This is a genomic window from Leisingera sp. JC1 (assembly GCF_001679925.1).
Taxonomy (GTDB): Bacteria; Pseudomonadota; Alphaproteobacteria; order Rhodobacterales; family Rhodobacteraceae; genus Leisingera.
In genome coordinates, this window is the sequence record NZ_LYUZ01000001.1 from 57142 (window position 1) to 76532 (window position 19391).

Here is a 19391-nt window from a genome sequence, read left to right on the forward strand (position 1 = left end):
CCGGGGAGGGACGAATTGGATATCAAAGCAGTTGAGGAATCATACGCGCGCTGGGCGCCGGTGTATGATAAGACATTCGGTGCGGTGACGCGCTCTGGCCGCCGCAGGGCGACCCGTTACATCAATTCCCGCGAAGGCAAGGTGCTGGAGGTTGGGGTCGGCACCGGCTTGTCCCTGCAGCACTACGCGCCGCATCTGCAGGTGACGGGGATTGATTTCAGCCACGACATGCTGAAGAAGGCACAAGGTAAGGTGCAGGAGCTGGGGCTGAAACAGGTCGAGGCGCTGCGGCAGATGGATGCCCGGCAGCTGGATTTCCCGGATAACTCCTTCGACACTGTGGCGGCGATGCATGTGCTGTCGGTGGTGCCGGACCCGGACAAGGTGATGCATGAGATCGCGCGGGTTCTGAAGCCCGGCGGCAAGGTGGTGATCACCAATCACTTCAAGAGCGGTAAGGGGGTGCGGGCCTCGCTGGAGAAGCTGTCGGCGCCTCTGGCCAATGTGATCGGCTGGCATTCTGATTTTGCGCTGGAGACGGTGCTGCAGGAGGACCGGCTGCAGGTCGAGATGCAGGAGAGCATTCCGCCTTTCGGGATGATGACATTCCTGGTGCTGGGCAAGCAGCAGAACATGTGAAACACCCTGTTTCCGCACTGCAGCCCCGGGGGGATCCTCCGGGGCTTTTCTTTGTGCGGCCTGTCTGCAACAGTGCAGTTGAAACGGGTGGAATTGGACTGCCTCAGGGCATGTAAAACCTTTTTACATGCCCATATCAGGACCAGGTATTTGACAGGGAAGGAGCGGATGCGATGAGTGTGTCCCAATTTGAGAAAATGGTGGCGGACAGCCAGGACAAGGTGCGCGAGTCGCAGTCCAGGATCGAGGCGCTGACCTCGCGCATTGAGGCCGCGCGCAGCAAGATCGAGGCGGGCGAGGATGCCAGCATCGACATCGAGAACGCCACGCTGGAAGATGTGCATGCGCATACCGAGGTGATGAACGCCAATATCGCCGAGCTGATCATGGGGCTGGATGATGTGACGGCGGCGTTCTCCAAGGATTTTGACGAGATGCGCTCGAAAACCGGCTGGGAGAGCTTTGTCGGCTTCTTCTCCAAGGGCAAGTCGGACTCGATGCGCCAGGAGCGGATGCGCACGGCGAATATCGACGACAAGCTTCAGGACCTGATCGCCAAGTCGGATGTGATCGTGAAGCTTCTGGAGGGCCAGCTGGCCACCCTGGAGGAGCAGCGCGAGAAGGTGCAGACCAACCTGTCTGCAACCCTGGACGACCGCGAGTTCACGGTGCAGGAGCTGGAGGGCGTGCGCGCGCAGATCGTGGCGCTGGACCCGCAGATCATCGAGCTGGAGAACAAGATTTCAGTCGAGCAGGACGCCGCCGCGCGCACCAAGCTGGAGACCGAACTGGCGGACATTAACGCCAAATACAACGCGCTGGTGCAGGAGGAGCAGGTGAAGCTTGCGAAATCCCAGACGCTGGAGCGCTATATCGAGAAGGGCAAGACCTGGGTCGACAGCCTGCAGAACCAGGCGGCGACGCAGATGGTGCTGATCAACAAGCTGCAGACGGACACCCAGCAGCGGGTGGTGCTGTATGACGCGCTGACGAAATCGCTGAAGACCGCGCAGCAGCAAGATGTGGCGCACCGGATCAACGAGATCGGCGTGCAGACCGACAAGGAAGCCCAGACCGCAATGGCGGCGATCGGCACCGCGACCAACCAGAAGATGGCCGACATGCTGGAAGCGCATGAGGGCAACATGGTGTTCGCCCGCGACGTGCTGGAGAAGAAGGCTAAGGCGGATGAACGCTTTGCCCGCCGGTTTGCGGCAATTGTCGAGAAGCACGACAAGAACCTGTATGGGGGGTGAGTGTGTTTAGGCTCTCCGAAGTCAACGGGTCTTTTCTCTACAAGGCCAGCACCTTAAGTGATTTCTATCTGCAGATAGCGCTTATGGCAGTTGCCATTTATTTCATCCCGTCTGAAAGCAATACCAAGTGGGCAATTTTCGCAGGTGGGGCGGTTGCTTCGTGGGGAAGCTATGCAAGGAAACGAAAGGACAAAGAAGGCGGTCGAAATGACTAAGACCAGTCAAGACTATGCTGTTCTTACAACTTGCATTTGCCCACGCTGGAAATTGAGTGTGCGGAACACGGGACAGTTCCCGGCCGCGGGTGGGGGTGTAGCGCCCGCCCGTGGGGGCGGCCGGGCGCTGTCCGCGCCGCAAGCGGCACGTCCGGAAAGGGGAGCTGTATGACCGATCCCTCCCACGACCACGCCGGCCTCAGCGATACCTTCGCCTCGCGCCGGTATTTCAAGAAGTTCGAGACCATCATCCGGCATCTGACCCGGGTGGCGGCGGCGATGCAGGCGGAGGGGCGGCTGTCGAAATCCGATGTGAAGGTGCTGACCGCCTACCTGATGCGGCTCAATTTCACCTTCCGCGCGCTTTCGATGAAATACCTGATGGCGGGGCGCGATACTGGGCGGTTTTTCGGCAGCCTGGCGATGGACAAGCGCGACAGCGGCTTTCCGGTCGCCGCCGAACTCATGACCATGGCCAACGACGCCCAGCAGGCGGAACGGCATCTGGCCAATATGGCCAGTGAGGCGCAGCTGAAGGACGATATGGTGCGCAACATCATCTCGGACCGCACGGTGCCCTCGAAACTGCAGTTCGCGCTGTCGCAGCGGCTGTATTACCAGGAGCTCTCGAAGGGGCGGCTGTTCTGGACCCAGAACGATCCGGTTTGCGAATGGCTGGAAAACATCGGCGAGCGGCGGCGGCGCTTCCTGCTGCACTGGGCGGCCTATGACAGCCAGGTGAACCTGCCGGTGATCTACCTGATGGAGCTGGAGGACAGCGGCAAGGTGGCTTTGCCCAAGGATGAGCGCCGCTGGCCGGAAGTGCAGGCGCATCTGATGGCGCAGGCATTGGCCGGGCTGAAACTGGTGACCATTGCCAAGGGGTTTGACGAGGATTTCGACGACCTCCACCCCAAGCATTTGCGCCGTTACCATGTGGGGCCGATGTATTCCTCGGCTTACACCGAACAGTCCGGCCCGCTGCACCAGGTGCTGGAGCAGGCGGAGGCGCCCGCGGGCCAGGACTGGGCGCTGGCCTGGACGCTGGAGGAGCTGGAAAGCGAAGACGTGCGCGAGGAGCGCGCAGGCTGGTTCGGCACTGTGGAGCGGGAGATCTTTGCGCTCGACCCCTTTGGCGGGCGCGGCGCCGATACCGGGGCAACCCGGACCCAGCGCGCGATCATCCTGCCGCAGCGCCCGTTCCAGGTGCTGGCGGAGCTGGACCCGCCGGGGTTCGGCGATGTGCAGAAGTTCGTGGTGAGCGACGCCGGGCAAGTGCTGCGGTATTGAGCGGCAGCGCGTGCTGCCGGCTGCGGAGCCTCCGGCGGGAGTATTTGTAGAAAGATGAAGGCGAACCGGTTTTTGGGCGGCGCGCTGCGGATTGAGAGGGTGAAATGAGCATTTCAGGCAATCAGATGGAGCTGCGGGAAGAGGATATCCGCAAGCATTACGCGGCTGCGGCGGCGATGCTGGAGGGGTTTGACCACACCCCGCGCATCGCCAAGCCGCAGGCGGAGGGCAAGGCGCCGGAGCGCTCGCCCGGGATTGCCCGCACGCGGCGCTTCCGCTCTACCACGCCGGGCTTGGTGACGCGCTCCACCGCGCGCCCCGATGGGGTGCATCTGATTGCCCGCATCGAGGCGGCGGATGAGGATGATCCGCTGACCTCGCCGCTGCAGGCGACCCTGCAGCACGCCTTGCGCCGCGCCTTGGCGGTCTCCCTGGCGATGGGGGAGGCTTATGCGGATGTGTCCGGCCTGGCGGATCTGAAGCGGGCCAATCTGGCAGGCTCTTTGGATGCGGCACGGAAGGGGGAGTTCACCGAACTGCTGGCGGCAGAGGCGCTGATTGCGGCGCATGTGTTTGCCAATGCCGCGGCCTATCTGCTGGCGCCGCACGGGTCCGAGGCACAGGCCGAAGTGGGCGAGGCGGAGGAGCTGCTGACGGATAATGCGCCGCTGGCCCTGCACGGGGCGCTGTGGGAGCTGGACCAGAAGCTGGCGCTGCACGCGCCGGATGATGCGCATCTGATTGCGGCTGCGGCGGCTTATGCCGAGCAACTGATGGAGAAGGCGGCCTTGCGGGCGCAGAATGCTCCAAGGCTGGAGGCGTTCACTGCCGCCGCCTGGCGGGTGGAGGCGGATGATCTGACCATCAGCGGCTTTGAACCGGCGGCCAAGGCGAAATCCACCACCCTGACCATGGCGTTCAAGAAACCGCATGAGGTGGTGGGCAACCATATCGCCAAATATCAGGCGCTGCGGCTCTCGAAGATGCTGATGGCCTATGATTTCGACCGCCGGTTGAACCCCTTTGCGGAAATGGGCGGCTTCATCTTCACCTTCATGGGCGACGGCAAGCCGGGGACCGGCAAGACGACGCTGATCCAGATGATGGCGGGGCTGATCCATGATTATTGCCAGAATGCGGGCTATGCCTTCCGCTATCAGAACTTCGGCATCGACAATATCGACAGCTATCAGGGCAAATCGGGGCAAAACGCCAAGTCTTTCATCCAGAATGTGATCGACCCGGGTGTCATCGGCTTTGGTACCATCGACGACATCGACCAGATCGCGGGCAAGCGCGGCGACCGGCAGTCCAGCGCGGGCCAGCAGGAGGTGACGGCGGTGTTCATGGAGGCCTTTGCCGGCGCCAATACCGTGGTGCGCGGCAACTGCACCTTTGGCATGTTCTCCAACTACCCGGAGAATGTGGACGACGCGCTGCGCCAGCGGGCCGGCGCGCGGTTCCTGGTGGACGGGCCGCAGACGCGGGAGGATTACATCGACATCCTGACGCTCTTGATGGGAAAGAACCACAGCATTCCGCTGGGCGAGCATGACTTGTACGGCGCGCAGGAGATCAAGAAGGCCGTCGCGCGGTCGTTCGAGGCGCATAACCGGCCGCAGGAGCCGGGGCTGATGGAAGTCTTTGGCCGGGTGCAGGATCAGATTGGGGAGCTGGATGATCTGGCCAAGCTGGGCACCTATCTGAAGGCGATCCAGCAGGCGGATGAGCGGTTTACCGGCCGCGCCATCAAGAACATCACCGATGCGGTCAAGGTCCGGGCGATGGACTTTGAGCTGCCGGATGAATGGATGGAGAACCCGGAGCTGTTCCTGTTCAAGGACTATGAGACCAAATCCGCGATGATTGCGGAGCTGCGGGTGCCCATCACGGTCGACATGGTGGTGCAGGAGATCAACCGCTACGCCGACAGCGAGTTCCGCTATGCCGACAAGTCGGATGAGGTGGCGATTGAGAACATGGTGCGCGATTTCGGGCGGCAGGAAGAGGCCAAGCGGCGGTATCTGGAGGGGACGGGGTGAGAAAGCTTGTTGCGGTTGCATTTGCCCTGTCAGTTGGAGCCGGAGCTGGCTGCGCAACTGGAGAGCCGGATTATAATTTAGTTGGAAAACAGGCGTTTTCCTTGTGGGAATGCGCCGCTCTGTCGGGAGTTGCGCGCGACGATAGTCCGGAAGCTCTAAACCTGTTTGACAACGGATATAAGCTTATGAGGGAGTTCGTTGTTGCGTGGAAAGAAGGAAAGCTAACGAAAGAGAACACGAACGAGGTGCCCATTGGAATTAGTTGGCGTTTAACCTCAGGCCCATCAGTAGATTTTTCATTGGGATATATGTGGTCTGAATTTGCAAGAGACGCTTTCGATGACACTTGGGACGACAGCATTGAGGCGACTTTCGACGAAAAGAAGCAATTGCAAATACTTAAAGCAGAGCAGCAGTTTCGGGATCGTAACTGCGAACTACTTGAAGAGGTTATTGGCAAGTGATGACTGTCGGAAGCCCTATCAATTGGTACCATTCCGCAGCGAAGCCGCGACGCGCCCGACCCGCCCCTCAGGGCGGGCGCGTCCCGCACCCACCCTCGGGCCGGGCGCATTGCTTCCGTGATACGGAAAGTAGGACAGTATGAAACGCCTCATCCAGCACGGCCTGATGTTCGGCAATCTCTTCCATGTGGCCTCGCCGGCGCTGGTGGAGCGCTACAATCGCGCGCTGAAGCATCTGACCGGTAAGACCACCGCTCTGACGGATTTCCACGTCGATATCTCGGGCTTTTCGCCGGAGATCGGGGATGAGCTGGGGGATGATCACTACCTGAACCATGCGGGCGTGAACCGGCAGTTCATTCTGCTGTCGACCGAGCAGAAACGCTGCCCGCTGCTTCACGTGAAATTCTCCACCAGCCGGGACATTCTGCGCCGGTTCATCGAGGTCAACGAACGCCAGCTGTTTGCGCTGACCGCGACCGATGCCGTTGCGGGCGAGCTGGTGAATTCGGTGTTCGAGGTGTCCTCGCCCGCGAAACTGTTCGACATCCGCCAGGTGCGGATCGAGGCGGACACCACCAAGGGCACGCTGCGCCATGCGGACCACCTGGCGGAGCTGGTGGAGCGGTTCAAGACCGGGGAGGATGCCTGGTTTGACGATGAACTGATCGAAAAGATGATCGCGACGGCGGAGCAGACCGGCGATGTGACCCGCAATCCGGTGCATCTGGAGCATGAGGTCTTTGAGCAGGGCAACTTCTGGACTGCGCATTTCGGCGGGCTGTACCTGTTTCAGGACGTGGAGCACCCGGCGGTGATTGCCAGCGGGGCAAAGCCCGAAGGCGTACCGCTGCGCCATGTGTTTGACCTGAGCCAGCGCAATGCGATTGCCAAGTTCCTGGAGCTGAACGGGCTGGCAGAGCCGGTGATCCGGGCGCGCGGCGTCGATGGCGCGGCGATCCTGCGGCAGAAGATGGGGTTCCTGGCGGTGTCCGTGCTGACGGAGAAGGGCCGGGATCTGACCGGCCTGTCGCGGTCTGACCTGCGGCGGATGGCGGCGCGGCATGCGGAGGAACTGCCGGAGGAGTTCGAAGGGCTCGCAGCGCTGGTGCGCTGGGCCGAGGGCGGCGGCAAGTGGCCGAAGATCACCTCGGACCACCCGGCCTATTTCTATTCCTTGCGGGCATCGGACACGCCCTGCCGCGATCTGGTCAACATGCTGCTGGCGGAGCTGTGCCCGCATGACTTCCGCCAGATGTTCATCTGCCACAAGGAGGAATTCTACCGCCAGTACCGCGGCTGGCCGGAGACCAAGAAGGCCTATGCTGCGGAGTTTCTGGCGCGGGAGTATGCGGTGGACAAGGCGGGCGCGCGTGAGGCGCTGTTCGGGCATGAGCCGGATATGGAGGGGCGGATTCCCAAGCTGCCGCGGGTGCAGCGCAAGGGAATGGTTGAGCGGGTCGGCCCCTGGGGCGCGGTTAACCGGGTGAGGGGGCGCTGAGATGGAGAACTTTAAGAACCATCTTACTTCCCGAGCCTCTTGCGGCTCGGTTCACGCCCGTCCCGCCCCCCAGGGCGGGCGTGAAACGCCCACCCTCGGGACGGGCGCAAACCTTTGTTTGATGCCCAACAAAATATTCTGGAAACAAGTGATCAGGAGGCAGCTAAGATGTTCGGTTTTATCCGCCTGATCCTGATCCTGCTGGTGGTGCTAACCTTGGTCTACGCCGCGGTGTCGCTTTATTCGCGCGAGATGCGGCGGCTGAAGCTCAAGCGGCGCTGGAAAGAGAAGGGGTTGACCGGCGACCGCGGGGCCTTCATCCAGCGGGGGCTGAAGCAATACGACAACTCGTTCCGGCGCAAGCTGATCCTTCTGGTCTATATCATCCCGCTGGGGGCGCTGGCGCTCCTGATCTACGTCATTAACTTCATGTGAGGTCCACCCCCATGCGTTTCATCAAATGGGCATTCCTGATTACCTTCTGGGTGCTGTTCGGCGCCTTCCTGCACTACACGCTGCCGCAGTACGACGTGGTGCGGATCGTCAATACCTACGAGGAACGGCAGGAGCTGAACGACTGGACGCGGGTTTTCTGGTCCAAGCCTGACGACCAGTCGGCGCAGCTGATCAACCGCGATGTGCAGTTCATCCAGGCGGTGCGCGCCAACGGCCGCAACATGGTCTACCGGAACGAGGACACCGGCTGGAACTGGCCGCCTTATTTCAAGTTCGATACCGCGAACCTGTACACAGACGCCAATGACAGCATCTCGACCAAGGCGAACCCGGAGTGGGTGGCGGTGATGCATTACGGCTGGCGCAACGAGTTCCTGTCGATCTTCCCCAATGCGGTGACAATCAAGCCGGTGGCGGGGCCGGAGGACAAGCCGACCAACTGGTTCTCGATCATCTTCCTGGTGCTGCTGGCGGCGCTGTTGTGGGCCATCTATGTGCGCTGGCGCCGGTTCCGGCAGGCGCGGATCGACCCGATGATCGAAAGCGCCGAGGACAGCCTTTATGCGGCGGGCGATGCCATTGCTGAGCGCAAGGGCCGGTTCCGGCGCTGGCTGGATACGTGGAAATCGAAGTGAGTAGGGGCCGCCGGATGGGCGGCTCTGCAAGACACAAGCGGATGCGCGGGCCTAAGCGGGCCCGCGTTTTTTCATTCGATGCGGTCCAGTACCCAGTCCAGCGACGGGGTGAAATCGTCAGCCGCAAGCGCCCCGCGTGGTGCCGCGGCGGCGGCAAAGGCGAAGCCGTGTGTATAGTCCACCAGCAGGCAGAGAAGGGTGCGGGCCTCTGCACCGGTTACGCCTGCGGCGGTGATTTCCGCCTCGATCAGCCGGGTCAGCCCGGTCAGGGCAGGACCGATCAGGGACGGGTTCTCCAGGATGCATTTCGCAAGTTCCGGGTGCCGTGTCACCTGGGCGCAATAGCGGGTCATCAGATCGCGCAGCCGCAATTTGGGCGTTGCAGCTTCTGACGGTGAATCCGCACCTTCAAACGCAATGGCGACGAGGCTAGCGATCATCTCGTCCCTGGTGCCGGCGTGATGGGCAACGGCCATCGGGGTGACGCCAAGCGCCGCTGCCAGTGCTTTGAAGGTGAGGGCCTTGCTGCCGCCCTCGTCGAGCAGCTGCAGGGCTTTCTGCAGCACATCATCCTTGCTGAGTGTGCGGCTTCCCCTAGGCGGGCGGCCCATGCGCGGGGGCATTATTCAGGCCACCCGGAACGTGGTCTGGACCATGCCGGTGGGCAGGATGCGGGAGCTTGCCACCTGGAGGTCGATGTCCTGGTCCAGGCTGCCGAACAGCGGGATGCCGCTGCCGATCAGGATCGGGACCGTTGTGATGGTCAGATCGGCGATCAGCCCCCGGCGCAGGAAGGACTGCACCATCCGGCCGCCGTCGACATAGGCGCGGGTCCAGCCCTCTTCCTGCAGCTCCTGCATAAGGTCTGCGGGTGCGGCGGTGCTGAGGCGCACCTTGTCCTTCAACTCCTCAGGAATGTCCTGTTCGGTCAGGCTGTTGCTGAGGACAACAACCGGCTTGCTGTAAGGCCATTGGCCGAACCCGAGCACGGTGCGGAATGAGCCCGTCCCCATGATCAGCCCGTCGACGCTGTCCATGAAGGCGGCAAAACCGCCATCGTCATTCTCGGCAACGGGCTGTTTGTAAAGCCAATCCAGCGAGTGGTCCTGGCGGGCCACGAAGCCGTCGAGGCTGGTGGCAATGAAGACATGGCCGGTGGTCATCAGATTCTCCTGAGTAACGTTTAACTATACGACATATAGTTAAGTGCGGTTCGCGTTCCAAGGGGCAAGCGCAAGATCCGCTGCGTGCGAATCGATTCGTAGCGGCTGGCAGCGCCTAACCGCATGAAAGATAAGCGCTTGCCGCAAACAGACCGGCGGATGCCGGTTTGAGATTCTGGACATCCCTGTCCCGCCGGAACCGGCAAACATGCATGTCTTTTTCCGGATTTGGCGGGTCGGATTTGTCTCCGCCGGCGGCGCGGGATTCGGGCAAATTCCGCCCTAGCAAGGTGCCGCCCCTTGGGGCGGAGAATTGGGAAGCTGGTGAAACTCCGGCACTGCCCCCGCAACGGTGACCCCGGGCAAGGCATGGCAATGACCACTGAAGCAGCGGCTTCGGGAAGGTGCCAGGCCCCGCCGCCGAATGGCCCCGGGACAGTCCGGAAACCAGCCTTGCCCCGATAACGTCAACCGCGGGCGGCGGCGGGGCGGTTGCAGGCGCGTGGCCTGCGATCTCTCCCCCCCATGCCCGCAGCCAAGCCAACCTGCCGCGGGGATGCGGCAAAGGAGAGAAGCAAATGCTTCACGACAGCGAAATTCTGGCCAAACTGGTCGCCCGTCAGAAAAACTATTCCCTGGAGCAGGCGTTTTACACCGATCCGGGCGTGCTGGATCTGGACATGCGCCAGATCTTCTACCGCGAGTGGCTGTTTGCCATTCCGGCCTGCGAGATCCCCAAGGCGGGCAATTTCGTGACCCATCAGGTCGGCGCCTACAACGTTATCATCGTGCGCGGCACCGATGGTGAGGTGCGTGCGTTCCACAATGCCTGCCGCCACCGCGGTTCGGTTGTCTGCAAGGCCAAGAAGGGCAACTCGCCCAAGCTGGTCTGCCCCTACCACCAGTGGACTTATGAGCTGGACGGCTCACTGCTGTGGGCGCGCGATATGGGGCCTGACTTCGATGCCTCCAAACACGGGCTGAAACCGGTGCACTGCCGCGATCTGGCGGGGCTGATCTACATCTGCCTGGCGGATGAGGCGCCGGATTTTGACGCCTTTGCTGAAATGGCCCGCCCCTATCTGGAGCCGCATGACCTGGCCAATGCCAAGGTCGCCTATGAAAGCTCGATCATCGAGAACGGCAACTGGAAGCTGGTCTGGGAGAACAACCGCGAGTGCTATCACTGCGGCGGCAACCACCCGTCGCTGTGCCGGACCTTCCCGGAAGATCCGTCCGTCACCGGTGTTGAGGGCGGCGTGACCCCGCCGCACCTGCAGAAGCATTTCGACCGGATCGAGGCGGCAGGTGTGCCCGCGCAGTTCCAGATCGACGCGCGCGGCCAGTACCGTGTGGCGCGGATGCCGCTTAATGAGGGCGCCGAGAGCTATACCATGGACGGCAAGGCGGCTGTCGCCAAGAAGCTGGGCCGGGTGCCGTTTGCCGATGCGGGCACGCTGCTGAAGTTCCACTACCCGACCACCTGGAACCACTTCCTGCCGGATCATTCCATCGTGTTCCGGGTGACCCCGATCAGCCCGACCGAAACCGAAGTCACCACCAAATGGCTGGTGCACAAGGACGCGGTCGAGGGCCAGGATTACGACCTGAAGCGGCTGACCGAGGTCTGGGTTGCCACCAACGACGAGGACCGCATCGTGGTCGAGGACAACCAGCGCGGCATCAACTCGCCCGCTTATGAGCCCGGTCCCTATTCGGAAGTGCAGGAAAGCGGCGTCATCCAATTCTCCAACTGGTATGCCGAGCACCTGACCCGCGCGCTGACCGGCCGCCACCTGATCGCGGCGGAGTAACGGCATGGGACTGCAGGCAAATTTCGAGACGCTGGACGAAACTCTGGCGTGGAAGGACGACGAGATGCTGGAATGCGTCTCTGTCGTGCCGGAAGCGCCGAACACCACCACCTTCAGCTTCCGCGCGCCGTCCGGCGCGTGGTTCAAATACCAGCCGGGCCAGTTCCTGACGCTGGAGCTGCCGGTGCCGGGCGGCACTGTCTGGCGAACCTACACCATCAGTTCGTCGCCGTCGCGGCCCTTGTCGATCTCAGTGACGGTGAAGGCGCAAGGAGACAGCATCGGCACGCGCTGGATGCTGGACCACCTGCGTCCGGGCATGTTCCTCAAAGCCTCCGGCCCGGCGGGCGTGTTCACCCTGCCGAAACGCCCGAACGGCAAATTCCTGTTCATCTCCGCAGGCTCCGGCATCACGCCGAGCCTGTCGATGACGCAGTATCTGTTCGACCGCGGCCAGTCGCCGGACGTCTGTTTCATCAACTGCGCCAAGCGGCCCAGCGAGATTATCGCGCGGCGCCAGCTGGAGGGCATGGCGGCTCGGGTGCCGGGGATCAAGCTGCACTTCGTGGTGGAGGAGGACGACCCCTATCAGGTCTGGACCGGCTACCGCGGACAGCTGAATCAGATCATGCTGGGCCTGATCGCCGGCGACTATCTGGAGCGCGAGGTCTATTGCTGCGGGCCGGAGCCGTTCATGCAGGCGGTGCGCGACATGCTGAACGGCCTCGGCTTTGACATGGAGAACTACAACCAGGAAAGCTTTGGCGCGCCGGTAGCGACGGAGGCAGACGCACCGGAGCTGGACGATGTGGTGCCGGAAGAGACCGCTGCCGCGGAGATCGCCTTTGCGGCATCGGGCGTGACCGCAACTTGTACCGAGACCGACACCGTGCTGGCAGTGGCCAAGGCATCGGGCCTCAACATCCCGTCTGGTTGCACCTTTGGCATCTGCGGCACCTGCAAGGTTAAGAAGACCGCGGGTGATGTGCATATGGTCCACAACGGCGGCATCTCGGAAGAGGACATTGAGGCGGGGTATATCCTGGCCTGCTGTTCAAACCCGATTGGCCGGGTCGAAGTGGACATCTGATCTGTCGGGGGGCCTCCTGCGGGCCCTCCGTTCCCTTCTGGTCCGGGCCTGCGGCAACAAAGGGATTGACGCCGCGCCCGTCCCTTGGTCAACACGGGGCGAAGCCTCATACCCCCGTTGCGATACAGGACCATCAGACCATGACCGCCAGCAAACGCATTGCCCTTTCCAGCGACCACGCCGCCATCGAGCTGCGCAAGGCCGTTGCCGCCCATATCGAAGCACAGGGCTGGGAGGTGCAGGACATCGGTCCGCAGACCCCGGAAAGCACCCATTACCCCAAGCACGGTGCTGCCGCCGCGCAGCTGGTGGCATCTGGCGACTGCGCGCTGGGCATTATCCTGTGCGGCACCGGCCAGGGCATCATGATGGCGGCCAACAAAGTGAAAGGCATCCGCTGCGGCGTCTGCTCCGACACCTTCTCCGCCAAGATGATCCGCGCCCATAACGACGCCAACATGCTGTCGATCGGTGCCCGTGTAGTCGGCGAAGGACTGGCGCTGGAGATCGTCGATGCCTTCCTGGGCACCGAGTTCGAGGGCGGCCGCCACGGCATCCGCGTCGACATGATCAAGTCATTGGAAGACTAAGCACCGACTTCAGTTTTGATGCGGGGCAGAAGAACCCCGTTTCAGTCGGCAAACAGATATTCAGTCCCGGCAATTTGCCGGGCCTTGTCTTCGGTCAGGTTCAGGAAGCCGCTGAGTTCGCCCGCGTTTGCCTCTGGACTGCTGCTCTCTCGTATCTTGTAAAGCTGGCTGAAGCCTGCATCGCGGATGCGGTCGCTTTCATGCAGGATGTCATTTCGGATTGTCGGCAGCAGACGCTCCAGCGTTTGCTGCGGTGTGTGTTCGCCTGCGAGACCAACGCGGTGGGCATGACCGATCAGATAATCGTCGCTGAAATCGCATTCGATATGCAAAAAGCGCGTCGAGGACCGGTCCGAATGAAAATCATTCATCAGGTCGATGGCACCAGGATCCAGGCAGATGATCATTTTGTCGGATTCATAGTATTCAAACAGCATCCGCATCAGCGCCCGGCGGTGGCGGGTGCGTTTCATCAGAGCCGCCTGAATGCCGCCGAGGTCGGGCAGGGGGGTGTCTTCCTCGTTGAACAGGTATTCGATCGCCGGAATGTTGGTGACCTGGCGGATCTGCTCCAGCAATCGCTTGGCCACATGCCATTTCTTGCAGACCACAATCAGCAATTCGCGTTCCCGGCCTAGGGTGCTTTCCGTCTCCCAGAACCGCGGCGCAAAGCGGCGCCCGTCGCGGCCGCGCTGGGCCAGGAACTTGTAGAGGCTGCGCCCCTCGTTGGAGATCTGGAACTCCACTCCCTGTGCTGCATAAAGCCGCCCGAGCCGTGACTTCAGCTCCTTGGCGTCAGAGCTGATCTTGCGGGCGAACAGAAAGTCCTGGCTGAGCAGAAGGTCATAGTGGTCATTGTAGAAGTTCACCGGCATCCCGTAGTCGGTAAACATCAGAAAGGTGAGGGTTCGGGCCTCGATCTCCGCCTCCGGGATGAGGTGGCGCACCAGGGTCTGAAAGAAGGTCTCGTCCGGGATCCATGTGGTGCGGAAAAAGCGCATCACGTCGCGGCGTTTGCGGATGAACCCGAGGATCCACTCGACAGTGCGGCGGCGCAGGCACCACCATTGGCTGCCGATCTGCACCTGAATGTCGGCCGGGATACCCCGTTGCAGCCCCAGGCGTTTTTGCAGGTCGTGACTCCAGTAGAACAGCTGCTTGTGCTTGCGCTCATTGAAGAAGTGCCGGTAGATCAGCCGGTCCTCCTTCATGCCGGTTTTGATCCAGTCGCTTTCGAAGAAGTCGAAGCTCTCGATGAAATCCTTGTCGTGTTCGTCGAGAAACCGGTGGGCGTATTCCGCCGTCTTCACCGCCATGCAGTCGCCCGACAGCATGTAGAAATGGGTGGCGCGCGGGAATTCTTCCACCGCGCTGCGCAAGGCGTGCAGCGTGGCCTCGACCAGCGACCATTCACCCCAGCCGCATTTGATCCGCTTCTTGGCAAAAGTCACGTTGGGGTTGTCCGCCAGCTCCGACCGGATCCGCTGGTAATCCTCCGGTGCTGCCCGCCCGTCGAAGTGAATCGCCATGCAGTCGCCGGCCGCGGTCAGGCGCTCAGCCTGCTGGATGATCGCGTCGGGGTTTTTATGGCACAGCAGAATATATGCGATTTTTGCCATTGGAGGGACGGACTGCCTTGTTCTGCCTGATTGTTTACCTTGATAAGCGCGCTGAGCACACGAATAAACCAGATAGTTCCCGTTTCGGTAAACATATGCGATTACTGCTGGGAACAGGCAAAGACGGACAAGAGGGCAGCAGATGGGGTTTCCCGGCACCTGGATGACGGAAAGTGAAAGTGTGGTCTACCGGGTGGTGCCGAAATGCGCCTGCTCGACCATCGGGCAGATCCTCTACTACTCGGACCACGGGCGGTTCTTTGACGGCGACATTCACGACGCCAAGGACGGCCTGCACAAATGGGCGCTGGAGCACAGCCAGGAGCCGATCACCCGCAATGTTCAGGGCCAGCAGTCCTATGCGTTCACCTGCGTGCGCAACCCCTACACCCGGATCCTGTCGTCTTTCTTTGACAAGATCTGCGGCATCCAGCGCAACGGCCGCCGCTACCGCGGCAACCTGGTGCCCAAGCTCGCTTATGAATACGGGATCGAGGTCGGCGGCGATGACGGCAAGCAGGAGTTCGACCAGATTGCCAGCTTCCGCCGGTTCCTGCTGTTTGCCCGCGACACCATCCGCTGGCGCCGCCCGATGGACCCGGACATCCACTGGTCGGCCATGTCGGGGCATGTGTCGACCTTCATCCTGAACGGCGGGCGCTACAACCGGATCTTCTGGACCGAGACGTTCAATGACGGGATGCAGGGGGTGCTGGACGCGATCGAGACGCCGCATCCCGTGGACCTGGCCGCGATCCCGCGTTTCAATGAAAGCGAGGGGCACGGCCCCAAGCGTGCGCATCCTGTGGAGGAGTACTTCGACGACCTGTCGATGCATCTGGTCTACGAGATCTATAAGCGCGATTTCGAGCTTTTCAAATACGATTTCGAAAACCCGGCCAACAAGATGCCGGTGGGGGAGATCGATCTCGATGAGGTGCACGCCAAGCTGGGGGAGTAAGGCGGAGGGCGGGAACCTCCCGTGCCTTGCCGCCGCATCATAGGTGCAGCAGCACAAGCCTTGGGCCGGGCGCCGCTGACGCGGCGCGGGCAGGTTCAGAAAATGGCCGCGCAGCTTCACCTTTGCCCAAATACTCCCGCCGGAGGCGCGCCGTGCGCAAGCACGGTGCCACGCCCAACGCCGTGTGGGTAGCTGGCGCATGCCAGCTGGCCGCAGCGGGGGCGGGAGCCGGCCGGTGAAGAATAGAAGTACTGAGAAGCGGTTCAGGGGCAGGTCCGCCATGAACGCGCCTTGCTAAGTATTCGGCCCCTGAGACCGCCTCAAGGGCAAGCAGCTGCGCCGCCGCGCCCCTTGACCCGGCCTTAGGCGCGGGAGCCAAAAGAAAACCCGCCGCGGTTGGGGCGCCGGGTTCTGTGTGCTCCAAGTCTGAGCGGTATCAGTCTTCGTCAGGCAGCGCGCGCACGGCGCCTTTAGCCGCCGATGTGGCCAGCAGCGCATAGGCCTTCAGAGCCTTGGAAACTTTGCGCTTGCGCGGTTCGGCGGGCTTCCAGCCCTTGGCGTCCTGTTCCTCGCGGCGTGCGGCCAGCTCCTCGTCGGATACTGCCAGGTGGATCGAGCGGTTAGGGATGTCGATCTCGATGGTGTCACCCTGGCGCACAAGGCCGATGGTGCCGCCCTCGGCTGCCTCAGGCGAGACATGGCCGATCGACAGGCCGGAGGTGCCGCCGGAGAACCGCCCGTCAGTCAGCAGTGCGCAGGCTTTGCCTAGGCCCTTCGACTTCAGGTAGGAGGTCGGGTAGAGCATTTCCTGCATCCCCGGACCGCCGCGCGGGCCCTCGTAGCGGATCACCACCACGTCGCCTTCCTTAACCTTGCCGGTCAGGATGTCGTTCACGGCGGCGTCCTGGCTTTCGCAGACATAGGCCGAACCGGTGAACTTGAGGATGTTTTCATCGACGCCCGCGGTTTTCACGATGCAGCCGTCCAGAGCGATATTGCCGAACAGCACGGCGAGGCCGCCATCCTGGCTGAAGGCGTGCTCCTTGGCGCGGATCACGCCGTTTTCACGGTCGGTGTCCAGCTCCTTGTAGCGGTTGGCCTGGGAAAACGCCTGGGTGGTGCGGACGCCGCCGGGCGCGGCCTTGAACAGCTCCTCGGCCTCCGGGTTGTTGGCGACCTTGATGTCCCATTTGGCAATCGCCTCGCCCATGGAGGAGGAATGCACCGTGTGGCAGTCGTTGTGCAGCAGCCCTGCGCGGCTGAGTTCGCCGAGGATCGAGAAGATGCCGCCGGCGCGGTGCACGTCCTCCATGTGGACGTTGTGGATGTTCGGCGCGACCTTGCACAGGCAGGGTACTTTGCGGCTGAGCTGGTCCATGTGCGACATGTTGAAATCCACCTCGCCCTCGTTGGCGATGGCCAGGAGGTGCAGCACGGTGTTGGTGGAGCCGCCCATGGCGATGTCCAGGCTCATAGCATTTTCGAACGCGTCAAAGGTCGCGATCTCGCGCGGCAGCAGGCCTTTTTCCTCGTCCTGATAGTGGCGCTTGGTGATCTCGACGATCTTGCGGCCGGCTTCCAGGAACAGGCCCTTGCGGTCGGCGTGGGTGGCGAGTGTCGAGCCGTTGCCCGGCAGCGCTAAGCCCAGGGCCTCGGCCAGGCAGTTCATCGAGTTGGCGGTGAACATGCCGGAGCAGGAGCCGCAGGTCGGGCAGGCGTTTTCCTCGATGTGCTTCACCTGATCGTCGGTGAACTTGTCGTCCGCCGCCGCGACCATGGCGTCCACCAGGTCGATTTTCTTCATGTCCAGATCGGCAATGTCGATCTTGCCCGCTTCCATCGGGCCGCCGGAGACGAAGATTGCCGGGATGTTGAGACGCATGGCGGCCATCAGCATGCCGGGCGTGATCTTGTCGCAGTTGGAAATGCAGACCATCGCATCCGCGCAGTGCGCGTTGACCATGTATTCGACGCTGTCGGCAATCACCTCGCGCGAGGGCAGCGAATACAGCATCCCGTCATGGCCCATGGCGATGCCGTCATCCACCGCGATGGTGTTGAATTCCTTGGCGACGCCGCCGGCCGCCTCGACCTCGCGGGCGACCATCTGGCCCAGGTCCTTGAGGTGGACGTGGCCGGGCACGAACTGGGTGAAGGAGTTGACGATGGCGATGATCGGCTTGCCGAAATCATCGTCTTTCATGCCGGTGGCGCGCCACAGTCCGCGGGCGCCCGCCATGTTGCGGCCATGGGTGGAGGTTCTGGATCGGTACTTTGGCATCAGGCTGGTTCCCTTAGTCTTTGCCCTCAGGGACACGATTTGCGCAATAAAGGCAACCGGCCGGGGGGCTGTTCGGTAATTTTGGCGCAGTTTGCGCCGGAATTCAGTGGCGAAATGTCTCTGGCGGTGGTTCTCAGGCGCGGGTGGGGGCCGGTTCCGGGCTTTTCAGCCAGTGATTCACCAGAAGGCCCAGCACAAGCGCCCAGAACGGTGCACCGATTCCATAAAAGCTGATGCCGGAGACGGTGGTCATGAAGGTGATCAGCGCAGCCTCGCGCCCTTGCGGTCCTGCCAACGCGGCGGAGAGGCTGTTGCCGATGGTGGCCAGCAGCGCAAGCCCTGCGACGGTGGCAACCAGTGCCTTGGGGGCGATCAGGAACAGACTGATGACGGTGGCGCCGCCAAGCCCCACCAGGATGTAGACCAGACCCGTCATCACACCTGCCAGATAGCGGGTGTCGGGGTTGTCGTCTGCCTCCGGCCCGGCGCAGATGGCGGCAGTGATGGCGGCGAGGTTGAAGGCAAAGCCGCCGAAGGGAGCGAGGATCAGCGAGGCCAGGCCGGTGACAGTCAGGCTGGCTGAGACCGGCGGTTCATAGCCGCAGGCCTTCAGCGCCACCACGCCAGGCATGTTCTGCGAGGACATGGTGACGATGTAGAGCGGCAGGCCGATGCCGATCAGCACCGGCAGCGAGAAGGCGGGCATGACGAATTCGGGGCGGGCCAGCGTCAGGTCCAGCGCCTCCAGGCTGCCGAATGCTCCGATGCCCGCGCACCACGCCACGCCTGCGGCTAGCACTGCGGGGATGCAATAGCGGGGGAACAGCTTGCGCCCGGCCAGGAAGGTGAGGCCCATGACCGCCACCAGCGCAGTATCAGTCTGCAGCGAGGTGAAGGCGGAGAGCCCGAATTGGAACAGGATGCCCGCCAGCATAGCGCTGGCCAGGCTGTCCGGGATCAGGCGGGAGAGGGCCGCGAACCAGCCAGTAATACCGGTGAGGGTCAACAGAACAGCGCAGAGGAGGAAGGCGCCCACCGCCTCTGCCAGCGGCACGCCGTTGAGGCTGACCGCCAGCAGTGCCGCGCCGGGCGTGGACCAGGCCGTCAGGATCGGCATCCGGTGCATCAGCGACAGGATCAGGCAAGTGATCCCCATGCCGAGCCCCAGCACCAGCATCCAGCTGTTGGCCTGGGCCTGGGTGGCGCCCACAGACTCGATCGCCTGAAAGATGATGGCGACCGATCCGGTATAGCCAACCAGCACGGCAACTGCCCCGGAGACGAGATGCGACAGTTTCAGATCTTTGAGCATGCGGGTTTTCCTGAGCGTGCGGATGGGGTAGGGGTGTTGTGCGTTATGGCGCACACTACAGTT

General features: G+C 62.3%; 17 protein-coding genes and 1 riboswitch. Of the genes, 12 read left to right on the forward strand and 5 right to left on the reverse strand.

Annotated elements, in window-relative coordinates; translation table 11 throughout:
* Positions 1-15: 15 nt before the first annotated feature.
* From A9D60_RS00265 to A9D60_RS00300, 8 genes are all read left to right on the forward strand, one after another.
* Positions 16-639, forward strand: a complete 624-nt coding sequence (locus A9D60_RS00265) for a class I SAM-dependent methyltransferase (RefSeq protein WP_065265742.1) — start codon at positions 16-18, stop codon at positions 637-639.
* 173 nt (positions 640-812) lie between these two features.
* Complete coding sequence (locus A9D60_RS00270) at positions 813-1895, forward strand: hypothetical protein (RefSeq protein ID WP_065265743.1); 1083 nt, start codon at positions 813-815, stop codon at positions 1893-1895.
* A gap of 383 nt (positions 1896-2278) precedes the next feature.
* Positions 2279-3400 (forward strand): hypothetical protein, encoded by a 1122-nt coding sequence (locus A9D60_RS00275; protein ID WP_065265744.1) that lies wholly within the window; start codon positions 2279-2281, stop codon positions 3398-3400.
* 104 nt (positions 3401-3504) lie between these two features.
* Entirely contained in the window at positions 3505-5442 is a 1938-nt protein-coding gene (locus A9D60_RS00280) for an AAA family ATPase (RefSeq protein WP_065265745.1), read from the forward strand.
* Positions 5439-5906 carry a hypothetical protein gene (locus A9D60_RS00285; protein ID WP_141117767.1) on the forward strand — a complete coding sequence of 156 codons (468 nt, stop codon included), beginning with the start codon at positions 5439-5441 and terminating at the stop codon, positions 5904-5906. Before A9D60_RS00280 ends, A9D60_RS00285 begins: the two co-directional genes overlap by 4 nt.
* Positions 5907-6045: 139 nt before the next feature.
* Positions 6046-7407, forward strand: coding sequence for a DUF6638 family protein (locus A9D60_RS00290; protein ID WP_065265747.1), 1362 nt, complete (start codon positions 6046-6048; stop codon positions 7405-7407).
* Between the two features lie 168 nt (positions 7408-7575).
* A complete protein-coding gene (locus A9D60_RS00295; RefSeq protein WP_065266048.1) occupies positions 7576-7842 on the forward strand; it encodes a hypothetical protein in 267 nt (88 codons plus the stop codon).
* An 11-nt stretch (positions 7843-7853) separates the two neighbouring features.
* The gene (locus A9D60_RS00300) at positions 7854-8498 is read left to right on the forward strand and encodes a DUF1523 family protein (protein WP_019297328.1); all 645 of its coding nucleotides are present in this window, start codon (positions 7854-7856) and stop codon (positions 8496-8498) included.
* Between the two features lie 71 nt (positions 8499-8569).
* Here the strand turns inward: A9D60_RS00300 and A9D60_RS00305 are convergent, their stop codons facing one another.
* Together A9D60_RS00305 and A9D60_RS00310 are read right to left on the reverse strand one after the other, a co-directional pair.
* Positions 8570-9121, reverse strand: a complete 552-nt coding sequence (locus A9D60_RS00305; protein ID WP_083194052.1) for a TetR/AcrR family transcriptional regulator — start codon at positions 9119-9121, stop codon at positions 8570-8572.
* A 3-nt stretch (positions 9122-9124) separates the two neighbouring features.
* Complete coding sequence (locus A9D60_RS00310) at positions 9125-9661, reverse strand: dihydrofolate reductase family protein (protein WP_065265749.1); 537 nt, start codon at positions 9659-9661, stop codon at positions 9125-9127.
* Between the two features lie 271 nt (positions 9662-9932).
* Positions 9933-10131, forward strand: a riboswitch (cobalamin riboswitch).
* A gap of 108 nt (positions 10132-10239) precedes the next feature.
* Here A9D60_RS00310 and A9D60_RS00315 point away from each other — a divergent pair.
* From A9D60_RS00315 to rpiB, 3 genes are all read left to right on the forward strand, one after another.
* Positions 10240-11475: an aromatic ring-hydroxylating oxygenase subunit alpha gene (locus tag A9D60_RS00315; protein WP_065265750.1), complete on the forward strand. Its 1236-nt coding sequence runs from the start codon at positions 10240-10242 to the stop codon at positions 11473-11475.
* 4 nt (positions 11476-11479) lie between these two features.
* On the forward strand, positions 11480-12565 hold the full coding sequence (locus tag A9D60_RS00320; RefSeq protein WP_065265751.1) for a hybrid-cluster NAD(P)-dependent oxidoreductase: 1086 nt from the start codon (positions 11480-11482) through the stop codon (positions 12563-12565).
* A 140-nt stretch (positions 12566-12705) separates the two neighbouring features.
* A complete protein-coding gene (rpiB, locus tag A9D60_RS00325) occupies positions 12706-13155 on the forward strand; it encodes a ribose 5-phosphate isomerase B (RefSeq protein WP_065265752.1) in 450 nt (149 codons plus the stop codon).
* 41 nt (positions 13156-13196) lie between these two features.
* Here rpiB and A9D60_RS00330 read toward each other — a convergent pair whose 3' ends face one another.
* A complete protein-coding gene (locus A9D60_RS00330; protein WP_065265753.1) occupies positions 13197-14774 on the reverse strand; it encodes a DUF5928 domain-containing protein in 1578 nt (525 codons plus the stop codon).
* A 142-nt stretch (positions 14775-14916) separates the two neighbouring features.
* On the opposite strand from A9D60_RS00330, the gene A9D60_RS00335 reads away from it, so the two are divergent.
* The gene (locus tag A9D60_RS00335) at positions 14917-15735 is read left to right on the forward strand and encodes a sulfotransferase family protein (protein WP_065265754.1); all 819 of its coding nucleotides are present in this window, start codon (positions 14917-14919) and stop codon (positions 15733-15735) included.
* 436 nt (positions 15736-16171) lie between these two features.
* Here the strand turns inward: A9D60_RS00335 and ilvD are convergent, their stop codons facing one another.
* Entirely contained in the window at positions 16172-18016 is a 1845-nt protein-coding gene (ilvD, locus tag A9D60_RS00340) for a dihydroxy-acid dehydratase (protein WP_065265755.1), read from the reverse strand.
* A 133-nt stretch (positions 18017-18149) separates the two neighbouring features.
* Complete coding sequence (locus tag A9D60_RS00345) at positions 18150-19328, reverse strand: benzoate/H(+) symporter BenE family transporter (RefSeq protein WP_065265756.1); 1179 nt, start codon at positions 19326-19328, stop codon at positions 18150-18152.
* Positions 19329-19391: the final 63 nt, after the last annotated feature.